The organism is Nocardioides sp. F233 (assembly GCF_057813895.1).
The window spans coordinates 23,750-36,923 of record NZ_JBVASH010000001.1; the positions used below are offsets into that span (position 1 = coordinate 23,750).

Consider the following 13,174-nt stretch of genomic DNA (forward strand, 5'->3'; position numbering starts at 1 on the left):
GCGCTCAGCGGCCGGGGACCAGGCCCCAGCCCTCCAGCGCGGACCGCACCTGCTCCGCTGCATCGACGTTCAGCGGCCCGCTGGTCCACAACGCGTAGGGCAGGTTGATGAAGCGGCCCTCCTTCACGGCGGGCAGGTCCCTCGTGGCGGGGTTGGCCCTCAGCACCGCGACCTTCTGCTCGAAGGTCTGGCCGGGGTAGTCGACGAAGGCGAACGCATCCGGTTGCGAGGTCGCGAGCTTCTCCCAGGAGACCTCGGTCCACGTGTCCCGCACCTGCGCCATCGCGTTCACGCCGCCACCCGACTCGATGATCGCCTGCGGCGCGCCGAAGGCGCCGGAGGTGTAGACCGCCTTCTCGCCGCTGTCGAAGACGAAGACCACGGGCGGTTCCTCCGCCTGCGGGGCGGCGGAGAGGGCCGCGAGGCGCTGGTCGACGTCGGCCACCACCTGCGCGGCGCGGTCCTCGTGGCCGGTGATCGCGCCGAGGTTCGAGAGGTCGTCACGCAGCGCGGTCCACGGGTCGACGATGCCGCGGGCGCTGGTTCCGGCCTGGCGGCAGGACTCGGTGAGCACGTACGCCGCGATGTCGCGCTCGGCGAGGCTGTCGGGGGTGAGCTGCTTCGTCTCGTCGTACCCGTAGCTCCAGCCGGCGACCATCACGTCGGGGCGGGCGGCGACCACGGTCTCCAGGCTCGGGTAGTCGTCGGACACCTGGTTCAGTCCCGCCACCGCGTCGCCGTAGTGCTCGGTCAGCACCTCCTCGTCGCGCCCGATGCTCGACACCGCCGCGACCTGGTCCTCGGCACCGAGCGCCAGGACCATCGAGATCAGGTTCGAGTCGTTGACGAACAGCCGCCGGGCCGGGGTGGGGAAGTCGACCTGCTGGCCGCAGTTCGTGATCGGGGCCGAGGCACGCTTCGGCGCCTCCTCGGCCCCGGCCGAGCAGCCGGTGAGGACGAGGACGGCTGCGGCGGCGAGGACGCCGTACGAGCGCAGGTTCACGGGTGGGTCTCGCTTTCGTCGTGGCTGAACAGCAGGTGCGTCCGGCCGGTGAGGGGGTGGGTGACCCGGGTCGCCAGGACGCCGAAGGCGTCGTGGAGCACGGTCGGGGTGAGGACGTCGTCGGGCTCGCCGGTGGCGACCAGCCGCCCGTCGTGGAGCACCGCGATCCGGTCGCAGAAGGTGGCGGCGAGGTCGAGGTCGTGCAGGGCGAGCACGACCGTCCGGCCCAGGCCGCGGATCAGCCGCATCAGGGCCAGCCGGTGGCCGATGTCGAGGTGGTTCGTCGGCTCGTCGAGGAGCAGCAGCGGCGCCTCCTGCGCCAGGCCCCGCGCGAGCACGGCCCGACGCCGCTCGCCACCGGAGAGCCGGTCCAGCGGCTGGGCGGCGGCGTACTCGAGGTCGACGAGCCGCAGGGCGTTGCGTACGGCGGCCCGGTCGTCCGCGCAGAGCCCACCCCAGGCGCCGCGGTGGGGCACCCGGCCGAGCGCGACCAGCTCGGCGACCAGCAGGTCGGACGGTGCCGCCTCCTCCTGGGCCACGTACCCGATCCGGCGCGCCCGCTCCTGGGGTCGCAGGCGCGCCAGCGACCGGTCACCGACCCGCACCTCACCGGCAGCCGGGGACCGGACGCCGGCCAGGGTCCGCAGCAGTGTGGACTTGCCGGTCCCGTTGGCCCCGATCAGCCCGAGCACCTCGCCCGGCACCACGGCGAGGTCGACGTCGCGCAGCACGGTCCGCCGCCCGATCGCGCAGGTCAGGCCGTGGGCGCTCAACGCCGGGACGGAGGTGCGGGTGGTGGAGTCGAGGAGGCTCACTCGTCGCCCCCGAACCGGTAGCGGCGCCGTCCGAGCAGCACCAGGAAGACGGGGGCGCCGATCAGGCCGGTGACCACGCTGAGCGGGATCTCGGTCGGCCGCACCGCCACCCGGGCGGCGATGTCGACCCAGACCAGGAAGACGGCACCGGCCAGTGCGCTGACGGGGAGCGCGACCCGGTGCCGCGGCCCGACCGTCATCCGGGCCAGGTGAGGCACGACCAGGCCGACGAAGCCGATCCCGCCGGCGACCGCGACGAGGACGCCGACCAGCACGGCGAGCAGCGCGAACAGGCCGATCCGCAGGCGGGCGACCGGTACGCCGAGTGCCGCGGCGGTGTCCGGCCCGACCGCGAGGGCGTCCAGCCAGCCGCTGGCCGCGAGGAGCAGCACGAAGCTCACGACCACCGCGATCGCCGGCAGCCACAGCTGCTGCCACGTCGCGCCCGACACCGAGCCCAGCAGCCAGAACAGCACGGACTGGGCGGCCTGCGGCTCGGCGCTGCGGAACACCAGGAAGCTGGCCATCGAGGAGAACGCCGCGGACAGGACGGTGCCGGTCAGCACCAGGCGGAGCGGGGTCAGGCCGCCCTGCAGCATCGCGATGCCGAAGACCAGGACCGACGCGAGCAGCGCGCCGACCAGGGCGCCGAGGGACAGCGCCCACAGCCCCGCACCGGCGAGCACGCCGGTCGTGATCACCGCGGTGGCGCCCACGCTGGCTCCCGCGGACACCCCGAGCAGGTACGGGTCCGCCAGGGGGTTGCGCACCAGGGTCTGGATGCCGGTGCCCGCAAGAGCCAGTCCGGCGCCGACGACCAGAGCGAGCAGGGTCCGGGGCAGCCGGATGTCCCAGACGATGGCGTCGTACGCCGGGTCGACCGGGGCTGCCGAGAACCGCGCCGCGAGCGTGTCGACGACCACCCCGACGGGCAGCGGCTCGGCGCCGAAGGCGGTCGAGAGGACCACGGTGACGACCGCGGCCGTCACCAGGACGGCGATGCAGGCCGCCACGGGGAGGCGGCGTGCGTCGGGTCGACGCTCCACCGCATCGAGGTTGTGCATCGAAGACCTGTCGGGCCGGGAGCTCAAGTCGCGAAGCTCGGTGGACACATCGAGCCAGCAGGTCTTCGGACTCGGGGTCAATCGGACGAGGCGCCTTCCCAGGCCAGCGTGCGGCCCAGTGGCTTCGTGCCTCGCCCGTCGCCCTCACCGCTGCGCGACAGTTCCGGATTCTCACCGGATTCCCTCACCCCGGGGGGTGTGACTGGCTCGAAGCGGAATCTACGCACCCCGGTCAAGGGCCGACAAGGCCGGGGGGTGTCGGACGGGTCACGCCAGCCGCGAGAGCCGGTGCGCCTCCTCGAGCAACAGCTTGCCGAGCACCGGCTGCCGGTCGCGCCGGAACCGCTGCTCGACACCGGTCAGCGTCAGCGCCCACTCCGGGCGCCCGGCCTTGTCGAACACCGCGGCGGCCATGCCCCACGAGCCCTCGACGACCTGGCCGGGGTTGACGGACCAGCCGGTACGACGGGTCGCGGCCAGCCGCTTGCCGATCGCCGCCGCCGAGTGCTGCTCGCCCCACTCGGCGGTGAGGTCGACCCGGGCGAGGAAGGCGTCGATCTCCCGGTCGGGCAGGTGGGCGAGGATCGCGATGCCGGCCGAGACGACGCCGAGGGGGAAGCGGGCGCTCTCGTAGAGGACGTAGGAACGGATCGGGAAGTCGCCGTCCTCGCGCAACAGCACGACGGTCTCGTCGCCGCGGCGCACGGAGAAGAAGGCGCTCTCGCCGGTCTCCTTCGCCAACCGGAGGACGCTCGTCCGGGCCTCGTTGGTGAGGTCGTAGCGGGTGGCGGCGGCCATGCCGAGCACGTAGGTCTCCGGGCCGAGGAACCAGCGCCCGGTCTGCGGGTCGCGGTCGGCCAGGCCCTCGGCGGCGAGCGACTCGAGCAACCGGTGGGTGGTCGCGCGGGGTTGGTCGGTGGCGGCGGCGAGCGCGGTGGTCGTCGTACCGGACTCGGCAGTGGAGAGGGTGCGGAGCAGGGCGGCGACCTTCTCGACCACACCGGGCGCACGTTCCACGGCACGATCCTACGCGTCCACTCAGTGGACGCCAGCGGCCGGCGGCATCCGCGCACCGGTCACTTCGTTGACGCGACCGGCGCCGGTCGGCGGTGATGGCAGGCATGAGGAAGCTGGTGGACGACGCCCGCACGGCGGTGGCCGAGCGGGTCCGGGACGGCATGACGATCGCGGTGGGTGGCTTCGGCCTGTGCGGCATCCCGCGCGACCTGATCGAGGCGGTGCGCGACAGCGGCGTGCGCGACCTGACCATCGTGTCCAACAACATGGGCGTCGACGGCAAGGGTCTCGGCGTGCTGCTGGAGAACAACCAGGTCGCGAAGGTGATCGCGTCGTACGTCGGGGAGAACAAGCTGTTCGCGCAGCAGTACCTCGACGGCGCGCTCGAGGTCGAGTTCTGCCCGCAGGGCACGCTCGCCGAGCGGTTGCGCGCCGGCGGCTCCGGCATCGCCGGGTTCTACACGCGCACCGGCGTCGGCACCGAGGTCGCGGAGGGCAAGCCGCACGAGGTGTTCGACGGCGAGACCTTCGTGCTCGAGCGCGGCATCGTCGCCGACCTGGCCCTGGTCCACGCCCACACCGCGGACGCCGAGGGCAACCTGCGCTACCGGATGACCGCCCGCAACTTCAACCCGCTGGTCGCGATGAGCGGCCGGGTCTGCATCGCCGAGGCCGAGCACGTCCTCGACGGCTTCCTCGACCCGGACGAGGTGATCACGCCGGGCATCTTCGTCAACGTGACCGTGCAGGCGAGCGACCGGCCCAAGGACATCGAGCAGCGCGTCGTGCGCCAGAAGATCGGAGCCTGACATGGCCTGGAGTCGCGACGAGATGGCGAGCATCGCCGCCCGCGAGCTGAACGACGGCGACTACGTCAACCTCGGCATCGGCATCCCCACCCTGGTGGCCGACCACCTGCCGCCGGGCGTCAACGTGCTGCTGCAGAGCGAGAACGGCCTGCTCGGCATGGGCCCGTTCCCCTACGAGGGCGAGGAGGACGCCGACCTGATCAACGCAGGCAAGCAGACGGTCACGACCGCGCCGGGTGCGTCCTTCTTCGACTCCGCGACCAGCTTCGCGATGATCCGCGGCGGGCACGTCGACATCGCGATCCTCGGTGCGCTGCAGGTCGCCGGCAACGGCGACCTCGCCAACTGGACCGTCCCCGGCAAGCTGGTCAAGGGCATGGGCGGCGCGATGGACCTGGTCGCCGGCACCCGCCGCGTCGTCGTGATCACCGACCACGTCGCCAAGGACGGCACCCCGAAGATCGTCGAGTCCTGCACGCTCCCGCTCACCGGCGCGGGCGTGGTCGACCGGATCATCACCGACCTCGCCGTGCTCGACGTGACGCCCGAGGGCCTCGTGCTCGTGGACGTCGCGCCCGGCATGGACATCGGGAAGGTCCGCGAGCTGACCGGCGCGCCGGTCCTCGACCCGGTTCCCGACCCCGCGTCGTGACCGCGGTCGTCCACTACGCGCGGGTCGAGACCGAGGGTTGGCCGCACGCGGTCGTCACCCTCGACTCGGACCGCAACCGCAACGCGCTGTCCGCCCAGCTCCTCGAGGAGCTGCGGACTGCGCTGCACCGGGCGGCCGAGGACGACGTCCTGGCGGTGGTGCTGCGGGCCGAGGGTCGCGCGTTCTGCGCCGGCGCCGACCTGGCCGAGGCTCACCGGGAGGGGATGGAGGTGTCCGCGCAGCGCCTCGCCGGCCTGCTGCGCGCGATCCTGGCCCACCCCCTCCCGGTGCTCGCCCGGATCCACGGCCCGGTCCGGGCCGGCGGCCTCGGCATCGTCGCGGCCTGCGACCTCGCGGTGGCCAGCGACGACGTCAGCTACGCCTTCACCGAGGCCCGCCTCGGCCTCACGCCCGCGGTCATCTCGCTCAGCGTGCTGCCGCGGATGAACGCCCGGGTCGCCGGCACCACCTTCCTCACGGCCGAGACCTTCGACGCCCGCACCGCGCTCGACAGCGGGCTGATCACCCATGCGGTGGCACCGGACCGGCTCGACGCCACGGTCGACGACCTCGTCGCCGGGCTGACGGCGTGCGAGCGGCAGGGGCTGGAGGCGACGAAGCGGCTGCTGAACGCCGACGCGCTGATGTACCTCGACGACCGGCTCGAGGACATGGTCGCGCTCTCGGCCGAGCTGTTCGCCTCGGATGTCAGCCGACGGCACCTCGCCGCATTCCTGAGGTGAGCGCGAAGTCCGAGCGGTAGCGGGTCGGCGTCACGCCGAGCGCGGCGGTGAAGTGGGTCCGCAGCCGGGCCGCCGTACCGAATCCGACGCGGCGGGCGACCTCGTCGACCCCCAGACCGGTCGTCTCCAGCAGGTCCCGGGCGCGGGCGACCCGCTGGGCGACCAGCCACGGGTGCACGCTCGATCCGGTGCGTGCCCGGAACGCACGGGTGAAGGCGCTGCGGCTCATGCACGCCCGGCCGGCGAGCGCGTCGATGCCGAGCGGGGTGTCGAGGGCGCCGGCCGCCCACGCCATGGCGCGGGCGACGGCGTCGTCGGAGGCCTCGGGCACGGGCGTCTCGATGTACTGCGCCTGGCCGCCGGCGCGGTGCGGAGCGGCGACGATCCGGCGCGCGACCCTGGTGGCGGTCGACTGCCCGGCGCGCTGGGCCAGGACGTACAGGCAGGTGTCGACGCCCGCCGTCGCACCGGCGCCGGTGATGACCGAGCCCTCGTCGACGTACAGCGTCTCGGGGCGCAGCTCGACGGCGGGGAACCGGCGGCGGAAGGTGTCGGCCCACTGCCAGTGGGTGGTCGCGGCGCGGCCGTCGAGCAGGCCGGCGTCGGCGAGCACGAACACGCCGAGGCAGAGCCCGACGACCTGCGCGCCACGGTCGTGGGCCGCGCGCAGCGCCTCGAGGATCGGCTCGGGTGCGGGCTGCTCGGGGTCGTCCCACCACGGCATCACGACGATGTCCGCGCGTTCCAACGCGTCGAGACCGTGCTCGACGGTGATCGCGTAGCCGCCCGAGGTCCGCAACGGACCCGGGTGCACCGCAGCCAGCTCGATCGGCCACGGCGCCATCTCGCCGACCGGCTGCTCGGCGCCCCACACCAGGGACGGCACCGACAGGTGGAACGGGCTGATCCCGTCCACCGCGATCACGGCCACCCGTGGCTGCGTCACGACGTACCTCCGGCCGATGTCGATGTCAGGCGACCCGATTCGACCTGTTGGGACGGATTCGGGTCAGCCACCATGGAAGCACCGACACCCGTGGAAAGGAAACCCCCATGACCTCGACCCCGCTCCGCACCCTCGGCGGCGCCGACGACGCGCCCGCCACCCTCGCCGACGCGACGGTGGTCCTCATCGACTACCAGAACACCTACACGACCGGCGCGATGGAGCTGGAGGGCTGGGATGCCGCGCTCGACCGGGCCGCCGACCTGCTCGGCAAGGCCCGCGCCGCCGGCGCGACCGTCGTCCACGTCCAGCACGACGACGGCCCCGGCAACCTGTACGACACCTCCGCCGAGATCGGCGCGATCCACGACAAGGTGCGCCCGGTCGAGGGCGAGGCCGTGGTCACCAAGGGCGCCCCCAACTCCTTCCACGGCACCGAGCTGGCCGAGCTCCTCGAGGCGGCCGGCAACCAGCAGGTCGTCCTCGCCGGCTTCATGACCCACATGTGCGTCACGTTCACCTCCGAGGGCGCGCTCCTGCGCGGGTACGACGTCACCGTGGTCGCCGACGCCTGCGCCACCCGCTCGCTGCCGAGCGCCGCCGGCGACGTCCCCGCCGCCCAGCTGCACGCCGCGGCGCTGGCCACCATCGGCGACGTCTACGGCACGGTCGTGGGCTCGGTCGCCGACCTCGGCTGACCTACTCGCCGGCCTCGCGGCTCAGCACGAACTCCTCGGTGAGGGAGGTCAGCTTGGCCGGGTTGCGGACCACGAGGATCTTCGAGATCCGGCCGTCCTCGACCTCCAGGCTGATCGCGGTGACCTCGCCGCGGGCGTCGATCCGGGCGCCGAGCGAGCCGTTGATCCACACCGGCTCGATGACGCCGTCGGGTGCGAAGGTCGCGAAGTTCGCCAGCAGCCGGGCGACCGGCTCGGAGCCGTGCAGCGGCTTGCGGATCGCCTGGGCGACGCCGCCGTGGTCGGCCAGCAGCACGACGTCGGGAGCCAGCGAGTCGAGCAGCGTCTGGAGGTCGCCGCCCTGCACCGCGGCGAGGAAGCTCTCGACGACGGCCTGCTGCTCGCTCCGGTCGACGTCGACCCGCGGCCGCCGGGCGGCCACGTGGTTGCGGGCCCGGGTGGCGATCTGCCGGACCGCGGCCGAGGTCTTGCCGACGGCGGTCGCGATCTCGTCGTACGGCAGGTCGAACACCTCGCGCAGCACGAACACCGCCCGCTCGGTCGGCCCCAGCGTCTCGAGGACGGTGAGCATCGCCATCGACACGCTGTCGGCGAGCTCGACGTCCTCGGCGACGTCGGGCGTGGTGAGCAGCGGCTCGGGGAGCCACTCGCCGACGTAGTCCTCGCGTCGCCGGCTCAGGGTGCGCAGCCGGTTGAGGGCCTGGCGGGTGACGATCCGGACCAGGTACGCACGCGGCTCCTGCACCTGCGCCTGGTCCACCTCGGCCCACCGCAGCCAGGTCTCCTGCACGACGTCCTCGGCATCGGCCGCGGAGCCGAGCATCTCGTAGGCGACCGTGAAGAGCAGGTTGCGGTGGGCGACGAAGGGATCGGAGTCCCGAGAGGTCATGCGGGCGAGCCTACGGTGGGTCGCTCGGCGAGCGGCTTCATGCCGCAGGCCGCGGCGAAGCCCTCGGACTCGATGCCGAGCGCGGTGTTGGACCGGGTGGTCAGGTTCGCGAACCCGATCACGCTGGTGAGCTCGATCAGGCCGGCCGGGCCGAGCGCGGCGAGCAGCGGCTCGACCATCTCGTCGGTGACCGTCGGCGGCGTCTGGCTGGCCGCCTCGGCGTACTCCATCACCTGGCGCTCCAGGGTCGAGAAGACAGTCGCGGCCCGCCAGTTCGGGACCTCGCGCGCCTTGTCGACGTCGAGCCCCTTGTCGCGGGCCATGAAGTAGTTGAAGTCGAGGCACCACGAGCAGCCGACGAGCGAGGCGACGGCCATGTGGGCGTAGGTCTTGAGGGTCTCGTCGCACTCGTCCCACTTCTGCAGCTTCTGGCCGTAGGACATGCTCGCCTTGAGTGCGGGCTGGTGGTGCCACAGCACGCCGATCGACTCCGGCATCGAGCCGAACATCTTCGTGGCGAACTTCCTCACCAGTGCTCCGTAGAGGCCGGTGACGGGGGCGGCGGGGACGCGGGTTCCTGAAGTGGTCATGCCATCAAGACACCGGCCGACCGCCAGGTGTGACAGGCGATTGCTACGGCTTCGCGCGGAAGGCCACCCAGGCGTCGCTCATCCGCTGGGCCTGGCCTGAAGTGAACATGTTCATGCAGGAGTCCTGCGTGTAGTCCATGAAGTTGTGGATCGGGTCGGGGCCGGGGGCCGAGCAGGAGTCCGCGCCCTCGGGGCAGTCGAACTGAGCGGCCGCCTCGCGCGGGGTGTCCGCCACGCCGTCACCGGACGCCGAGCAGCCGCCCTGGAAGGTGTGCTCGAGCATCAGCCAGTGGCCGACCTCGTGGGTGAGGGTGTCGCCGAGCGAGTACTTGCCGGCGGTGCCGCCCGGCATCGACTCGTCGAGCATGACGACGCCGTCGATGTAGTCGCGGCCGTTGTTGTAGCCCTTGGGGAAGTACGCCCAGCCGAGCAGCCCGTCGCCGATGTCAGCGGTGTAGACGTTGAGCACCGTCGAGTCGCCGGTGTGCAGCGCCTGCTTCATGTCGCGCTCGGTCTTGCCCGGCGTCACGGTGTACCAGGCCGGGTTGTCGACGAACTGGATCGAGTCGAGGGCGAACCGGAACGGGGTGTCGGCGGCGTCCGGCGCCGTCTGCCCGGAGTACGACGCGTTGAGCACGTCCATCTGCGCGTGCACCATGTCGGCGAGCCGCTCCCTGTCGGCCTGGCTGGCGCCATCCGTGATCACGTGGAAGACGGTCCGGACGGTGACCGTGCCGTTGCCGAGGTACGGCGAGTCCTTGATGACGCCGTACTTGTTGGCCTCGTTCTTCGGGTACAGCGCCGGCTCGGTGGCGTGCGAGCCCGCGGCGACGCGGGCCGCGGAGCCGTCGTGGCAGTCGGCGACCGCAGGCGACGCAGTGCCGGCCGTCGCCACGATGGGCACGGCGGACGCGAGCGGGACGGCGAGCATCAGGGAGCCGGCAGCGACCCCGAGCATCCGGTGCGGGGTGGTGTGGCGCATGGCCAGACCCTAGGACCGGGCGCGGGGTGCTGTCAGCCCCATGATGCCGTGCCGATCAGCCCTTCGCGAGCAGGTCCTCCATGGTCGCGATCTCGGCCGCCTGGCTCTCGGCGATGGACGTCGCCAGGCCGATCGCGTCAGGGAACTTCCCGTCCGTCTGCTCGGCCTTCGCCATCGTGATCGCGCCCTCGTGGTGCTCGATCATCATCGTCATCCAGAGCCTCGGGAACTCCGCGTCGGAGGCGTCCTCGAGGTCCTTCACCTGCTCGCCGGACATCATTCCGGGCATGTCGTGCCCGGGCGCCTCGCCGCCCATGTCGTCCATGTCGTGGCCGGCGTTGGCGTGGTCCATCGAGGTGGCCGGGATGTCCTTTCCCCAGTCGGTCAGCCAGGTGGTCATCGTCTCGACCTCCGGCGTCTGGGCAGCCTGGACCTGGTCGACGAGCGCCCGGACCTCCTCGGGCAACGGGCGGTCCTGGGCGAGCAGCGCCATCTGCAGCGCCTGCGCGTGGTGCGGGATCATCGCGGTCGCGAAGTCCACGTCGGCGCCGTTGAAGACGTCGCCGTTGCGGGCGGTCTCGACCGCCGCGGGCCGGTCGTCCTTGCCGTCGTCGCCGCACGCGGCGAGGCTCAGGGCAAGGGTGATCGCGCCGGTCGCGGAGGCCAACCGGCGGAGGGTGGTGCGGTGCATCTCGTTCTCCTGGTCTGTTCGGTGTGCGTTGCGTGGTGGGAGCGGGGGCTCCTCAGCAGCGCTGCACCGACAGCCGGTGGAGATCGGGTGGGTCGCGGAACCGCGCCGCCCGGGCGACCAGGACCCGCCAGCGGGCGGGCCTGTCTCGCGCGGCGACGAGCGGACGTCGTACGGCGAGCAGGTCGACGACCAGCCCCGCCGCCATGACCAGCAGCGCCAGGCACAGCCCGGCCATGTCGTGACCGGTCGAGCCGCCGTGGTCGGGCGGTGCTGTGTCGTGGTGGGCGACGGCTGCGGCCGGCAGCGGCGCGGAGGCCGCGCCGTGGTCGGCGAGGCCGTGCATGGCGAACAGCCCCGCCAGCGCCGCGATCGTGACGAGCAGGCGGCGCAGGAGGTCGGGCTCAGGTCGCATAGCCGAGGCCGAGCTCGCCCATCGCCGCCTCGAGCCGGTCGAGCGCGATCGGCCCGACCCCGTGCAGTGCCGCGAGGTCGGCCCGGGTCCAGCCGCTGACCGCCTCGAGGGTGTGCACGTCGACCGCCCGCAGCGCGCGGGTCGCCGGGGCGCCGATGGTGCGGGGCAGCGGGGTGCCGGTACGACGAGGCGCGCGCTCGCGAGGCCCGTCCTCGTGGTCCAGGACCGCCTCGCCACGGGGTGAGAGCCGGTACCCGATCGCCAGCGACTCGGTCAGCCCGCGCTCCTTGAGCTTGCGGACGTCCTTCTTAAAGTCGGGGGTCTCGCGGCCCAGCTCGGCAGCGAGGTCGGGTGCCCGGACCTCCGGGTTGCGGTCGATGATCCGCAGCGTGGTGCGGGTCCACGGCCCGATCGCCGAGGCCGCATCCAGCCGGTCGAGGCCCGCGAGGATGGGGGCGATCTCGCCCGCCTCCGGGACGGTGGCGCGCAGGGTCTCGCGGGGGTCGGTGCCGCCGTACCGCAGGCCGACGCGGAACACGGGCCGGTCCGCTCGCGCGGCGAGGGCGTCCTTGAGCGCGGCCAGCGACGCGGCTCCCGCGCGGCGGGCGTCGTCGGCCCGCAGCCGTGAGAGCGCGACTTCCTCGACGCTGGTCACCTCGACCACCCCGACCGCGGTCCGCAGCTGGGTGCCGACCTTGACCCGCGGCCGGTCCCAGCGCCGGAACGCCAGGTCGACGGTCCCGGCGCGCACGCCCTCGAGCTCGGCCGGTCGCATCATCACGACGACGGAGCCTAGCCCTCTAGTCGTGAGGGTCGTCGGCCGTGCGAAGCTCGAAGAGCTGCCCACCCGGGCGTCGTGCGGCAGCGAGCGCCTGGTCCGCCCGGCGCAGCACGGAACGGGGATCGTCGGTGCCCGGCCGAGCCGTGGTGCCGCCGAGACTGGCCGTGACGAAGTACGGCCGCACGCCGAGGATGACGGGCGGGCTCAGCTCGACGACGATGCGGTGGGCGAGGGCCTCGAGTCCGTCCTGGCCGACGTCGCCCGGGAACACGAGCGCAAAGATCTCCGGGCCGTAGCGGCCGACCGAGTCGATCCCGCGGACGGCCGCACTGAGCCGTTCGGCGACCTCCTTGATCACCGCGCGGGCATCGGAGTCGGCGACGGGTCCGTCGGTGCCCTCGATCGAGGTGAGCGCGACGAGGACCACGGCAACGTCGTGTCGGGTGCGCTCGGCACTCCGCAGCGCCATGCCCAGGCGATCCACGACCAGGCTGCGGGTCGGCAGTCCGGTCTCGGCGTCGTACAGGCTGGCGTCGGCCATGGTCCCCACGATGTCCCCCACTCATGGCGGACGTCCCACACGCCGCCCTGGCTCCCACGATACGGGGCGGAGGGCGCCCCGGCCGGGCAAACGCGACGATGCCGCACGCAGCGACGTCTGCACCCGTCCGACGGCGCCCCGACCCTCTCCGCTTGACCACGTTCGCCATTCGGTGATTACATCGCCACATGGCGATGAATCAGCTGGACGGCACGCTGCCCGAGGCGCCCACCGAGGTCGACGCCCTGGCCGACGTGGCGGGCCTGCTCCACGCGCTCAGCGACCCCAACCGGCTGGCGATCCTCGAGCACCTCACCCTCGGCGAGCACCGGGTCGTCGACCTCACCGCCCACCTCGGGCTGGCCCAGTCGACGGTCTCCAAGCACCTCGCCTGCCTGCGCGACTGCGGCCTGGTCGTCTCGCGTCCGAGCGGTCGGGCCTCGTTGATCTCGCTCGCCCAGCCCGAGCTGACCCGCGAGGTGGTCCGCGCAGCCGAGCGGTTGGTCGCGGTCACCGGCGGCCCCTGCGGGAGGGACTGACC

At 72.9% G+C, this 13,174-nt stretch carries 17 protein-coding genes and 1 riboswitch; of the genes, 5 read left to right on the plus strand and 12 right to left on the minus strand.

What is annotated here, in order from left to right; all coding sequences use genetic code 11:
* Positions 1–4 precede the first annotated feature (4 nt).
* The 4 genes from ACZYRU_RS00130 to ACZYRU_RS00145 form a co-directional block, all read right to left on the minus strand.
* A complete protein-coding gene (locus ACZYRU_RS00130) occupies positions 5–1,003 on the minus strand; it encodes an ABC transporter substrate-binding protein (RefSeq protein ID WP_488955041.1) in 999 nt (332 codons plus the stop codon).
* Positions 1,000–1,818: an ABC transporter ATP-binding protein gene (locus ACZYRU_RS00135; RefSeq protein WP_488955042.1), complete on the minus strand. Its 819-nt coding sequence runs from the start codon at positions 1,816–1,818 to the stop codon at positions 1,000–1,002. Before ACZYRU_RS00135 ends, ACZYRU_RS00130 begins: the two co-directional genes overlap by 4 nt.
* The gene (locus ACZYRU_RS00140; RefSeq protein WP_488956228.1) at positions 1,815–2,831 is read right to left on the minus strand and encodes a FecCD family ABC transporter permease; all 1,017 of its coding nucleotides are present in this window, start codon (positions 2,829–2,831) and stop codon (positions 1,815–1,817) included. The genes ACZYRU_RS00135 and ACZYRU_RS00140 overlap by 4 nt, the downstream gene beginning before the upstream one ends.
* 90 nt (positions 2,832–2,921) lie before the next feature.
* Positions 2,922–3,104, minus strand: a riboswitch (cobalamin riboswitch).
* Between the two features lie 45 nt (positions 3,105–3,149).
* Positions 3,150–3,899 (minus strand): IclR family transcriptional regulator, encoded by a 750-nt coding sequence (locus ACZYRU_RS00145; RefSeq protein WP_488955043.1) that lies wholly within the window; start codon positions 3,897–3,899, stop codon positions 3,150–3,152.
* Positions 3,900–4,003: 104 nt separating this feature from the next.
* Between ACZYRU_RS00145 and ACZYRU_RS00150 the strand changes: the two genes are divergently transcribed.
* The 3 genes from ACZYRU_RS00150 to ACZYRU_RS00160 are packed head-to-tail and all read left to right on the plus strand — an operon-like array spanning position 4,004 to position 6,103.
* Positions 4,004–4,708: a CoA transferase subunit A gene (locus ACZYRU_RS00150; protein WP_488955044.1), complete on the plus strand. Its 705-nt coding sequence runs from the start codon at positions 4,004–4,006 to the stop codon at positions 4,706–4,708.
* Between the two features lies 1 nt (position 4,709).
* Positions 4,710–5,360 (plus strand): CoA transferase subunit B, encoded by a 651-nt coding sequence (locus tag ACZYRU_RS00155; protein WP_488955045.1) that lies wholly within the window; start codon positions 4,710–4,712, stop codon positions 5,358–5,360.
* A complete protein-coding gene (locus tag ACZYRU_RS00160; RefSeq protein ID WP_488955046.1) occupies positions 5,357–6,103 on the plus strand; it encodes an enoyl-CoA hydratase-related protein in 747 nt (248 codons plus the stop codon). The genes ACZYRU_RS00155 and ACZYRU_RS00160 overlap by 4 nt, the downstream gene beginning before the upstream one ends.
* Here ACZYRU_RS00160 and ACZYRU_RS00165 read toward each other — a convergent pair.
* Positions 6,069–7,049, minus strand: a complete 981-nt coding sequence (locus ACZYRU_RS00165) for a helix-turn-helix domain-containing protein (protein ID WP_488955047.1) — start codon at positions 7,047–7,049, stop codon at positions 6,069–6,071. The genes ACZYRU_RS00160 and ACZYRU_RS00165 overlap by 35 nt on opposite strands.
* A 107-nt stretch (positions 7,050–7,156) precedes the next feature.
* Here ACZYRU_RS00165 and ACZYRU_RS00170 point away from each other — a divergent pair, with 107 nt between their 5' ends.
* Complete coding sequence (locus tag ACZYRU_RS00170) at positions 7,157–7,747, plus strand: cysteine hydrolase family protein (RefSeq protein ID WP_488955048.1); 591 nt, start codon at positions 7,157–7,159, stop codon at positions 7,745–7,747.
* Position 7,748: 1 nt separating this feature from the next.
* Here the strand turns inward: ACZYRU_RS00170 and ACZYRU_RS00175 are convergent, their stop codons facing one another.
* From ACZYRU_RS00175 to ACZYRU_RS00205, 7 genes are read right to left on the minus strand one after another with little or no spacing between them, the layout of a single operon-like run.
* Entirely contained in the window at positions 7,749–8,636 is an 888-nt protein-coding gene (locus ACZYRU_RS00175; RefSeq protein WP_488955049.1) for an RNA polymerase sigma-70 factor, read from the minus strand.
* A complete protein-coding gene (locus ACZYRU_RS00180; protein WP_488955050.1) occupies positions 8,633–9,226 on the minus strand; it encodes a carboxymuconolactone decarboxylase family protein in 594 nt (197 codons plus the stop codon). The genes ACZYRU_RS00175 and ACZYRU_RS00180 overlap by 4 nt, the downstream gene beginning before the upstream one ends.
* Before the next feature lie 43 nt (positions 9,227–9,269).
* On the minus strand, positions 9,270–10,208 hold the full coding sequence (locus tag ACZYRU_RS00185) for a M43 family zinc metalloprotease (protein ID WP_488955051.1): 939 nt from the start codon (positions 10,206–10,208) through the stop codon (positions 9,270–9,272).
* 55 nt (positions 10,209–10,263) lie between these two features.
* A complete protein-coding gene (locus ACZYRU_RS00190; RefSeq protein ID WP_488955052.1) occupies positions 10,264–10,899 on the minus strand; it encodes a DUF305 domain-containing protein in 636 nt (211 codons plus the stop codon).
* 52 nt (positions 10,900–10,951) lie between these two features.
* Positions 10,952–11,311, minus strand: coding sequence for a DUF6153 family protein (locus tag ACZYRU_RS00195; protein ID WP_488955053.1), 360 nt, complete (start codon positions 11,309–11,311; stop codon positions 10,952–10,954).
* Positions 11,301–12,092 carry a helix-hairpin-helix domain-containing protein gene (locus ACZYRU_RS00200; RefSeq protein ID WP_488955054.1) on the minus strand — a complete coding sequence of 264 codons (792 nt, stop codon included), beginning with the start codon at positions 12,090–12,092 and terminating at the stop codon, positions 11,301–11,303. The genes ACZYRU_RS00195 and ACZYRU_RS00200 overlap by 11 nt, the downstream gene beginning before the upstream one ends.
* A gap of 19 nt (positions 12,093–12,111) precedes the next feature.
* On the minus strand, positions 12,112–12,633 hold the full coding sequence (locus ACZYRU_RS00205) for a GGDEF domain-containing protein (RefSeq protein ID WP_488955055.1): 522 nt from the start codon (positions 12,631–12,633) through the stop codon (positions 12,112–12,114).
* A 188-nt stretch (positions 12,634–12,821) separates the two neighbouring features.
* On the opposite strand from ACZYRU_RS00205, the gene ACZYRU_RS00210 reads away from it, so the two are divergent.
* Positions 12,822–13,172, plus strand: a complete 351-nt coding sequence (locus tag ACZYRU_RS00210) for an ArsR/SmtB family transcription factor (protein ID WP_488955056.1) — start codon at positions 12,822–12,824, stop codon at positions 13,170–13,172.
* The last annotated feature ends 2 nt before the right edge of the window (positions 13,173–13,174 follow it).

What these genes read in the sequence shown, in the direction of transcription:
- ACZYRU_RS00150 (WP_488955044.1), top strand. Translation starts at nt 4,004, where the DNA reads ATGAGGAAGCTGGTGGACGACGCCCGCACGGCGGTGGCCGAGCGGGTC.
- ACZYRU_RS00155 (WP_488955045.1), top strand. Translation starts at nt 4,710, where the DNA reads ATGGCCTGGAGTCGCGACGAGATGGCGAGCATCGCCGCCCGCGAGCTG.
- ACZYRU_RS00170 (WP_488955048.1), top strand. Translation starts at nt 7,157, where the DNA reads ATGACCTCGACCCCGCTCCGCACCCTCGGCGGCGCCGACGACGCGCCC.
- ACZYRU_RS00175 (WP_488955049.1), bottom strand. Translation starts at nt 8,636, where the DNA reads ATGACCTCTCGGGACTCCGATCCCTTCGTCGCCCACCGCAACCTGCTC.
- ACZYRU_RS00180 (WP_488955050.1), bottom strand. Translation starts at nt 9,226, where the DNA reads ATGACCACTTCAGGAACCCGCGTCCCCGCCGCCCCCGTCACCGGCCTC.
- ACZYRU_RS00185 (WP_488955051.1), bottom strand. Translation starts at nt 10,208, where the DNA reads ATGCGCCACACCACCCCGCACCGGATGCTCGGGGTCGCTGCCGGCTCC.
- ACZYRU_RS00190 (WP_488955052.1), bottom strand. Translation starts at nt 10,899, where the DNA reads ATGCACCGCACCACCCTCCGCCGGTTGGCCTCCGCGACCGGCGCGATC.
- ACZYRU_RS00195 (WP_488955053.1), bottom strand. Translation starts at nt 11,311, where the DNA reads ATGCGACCTGAGCCCGACCTCCTGCGCCGCCTGCTCGTCACGATCGCG.
- ACZYRU_RS00205 (WP_488955055.1), bottom strand. Translation starts at nt 12,633, where the DNA reads ATGGCCGACGCCAGCCTGTACGACGCCGAGACCGGACTGCCGACCCGC.
- ACZYRU_RS00210 (WP_488955056.1), top strand. Translation starts at nt 12,822, where the DNA reads ATGGCGATGAATCAGCTGGACGGCACGCTGCCCGAGGCGCCCACCGAG.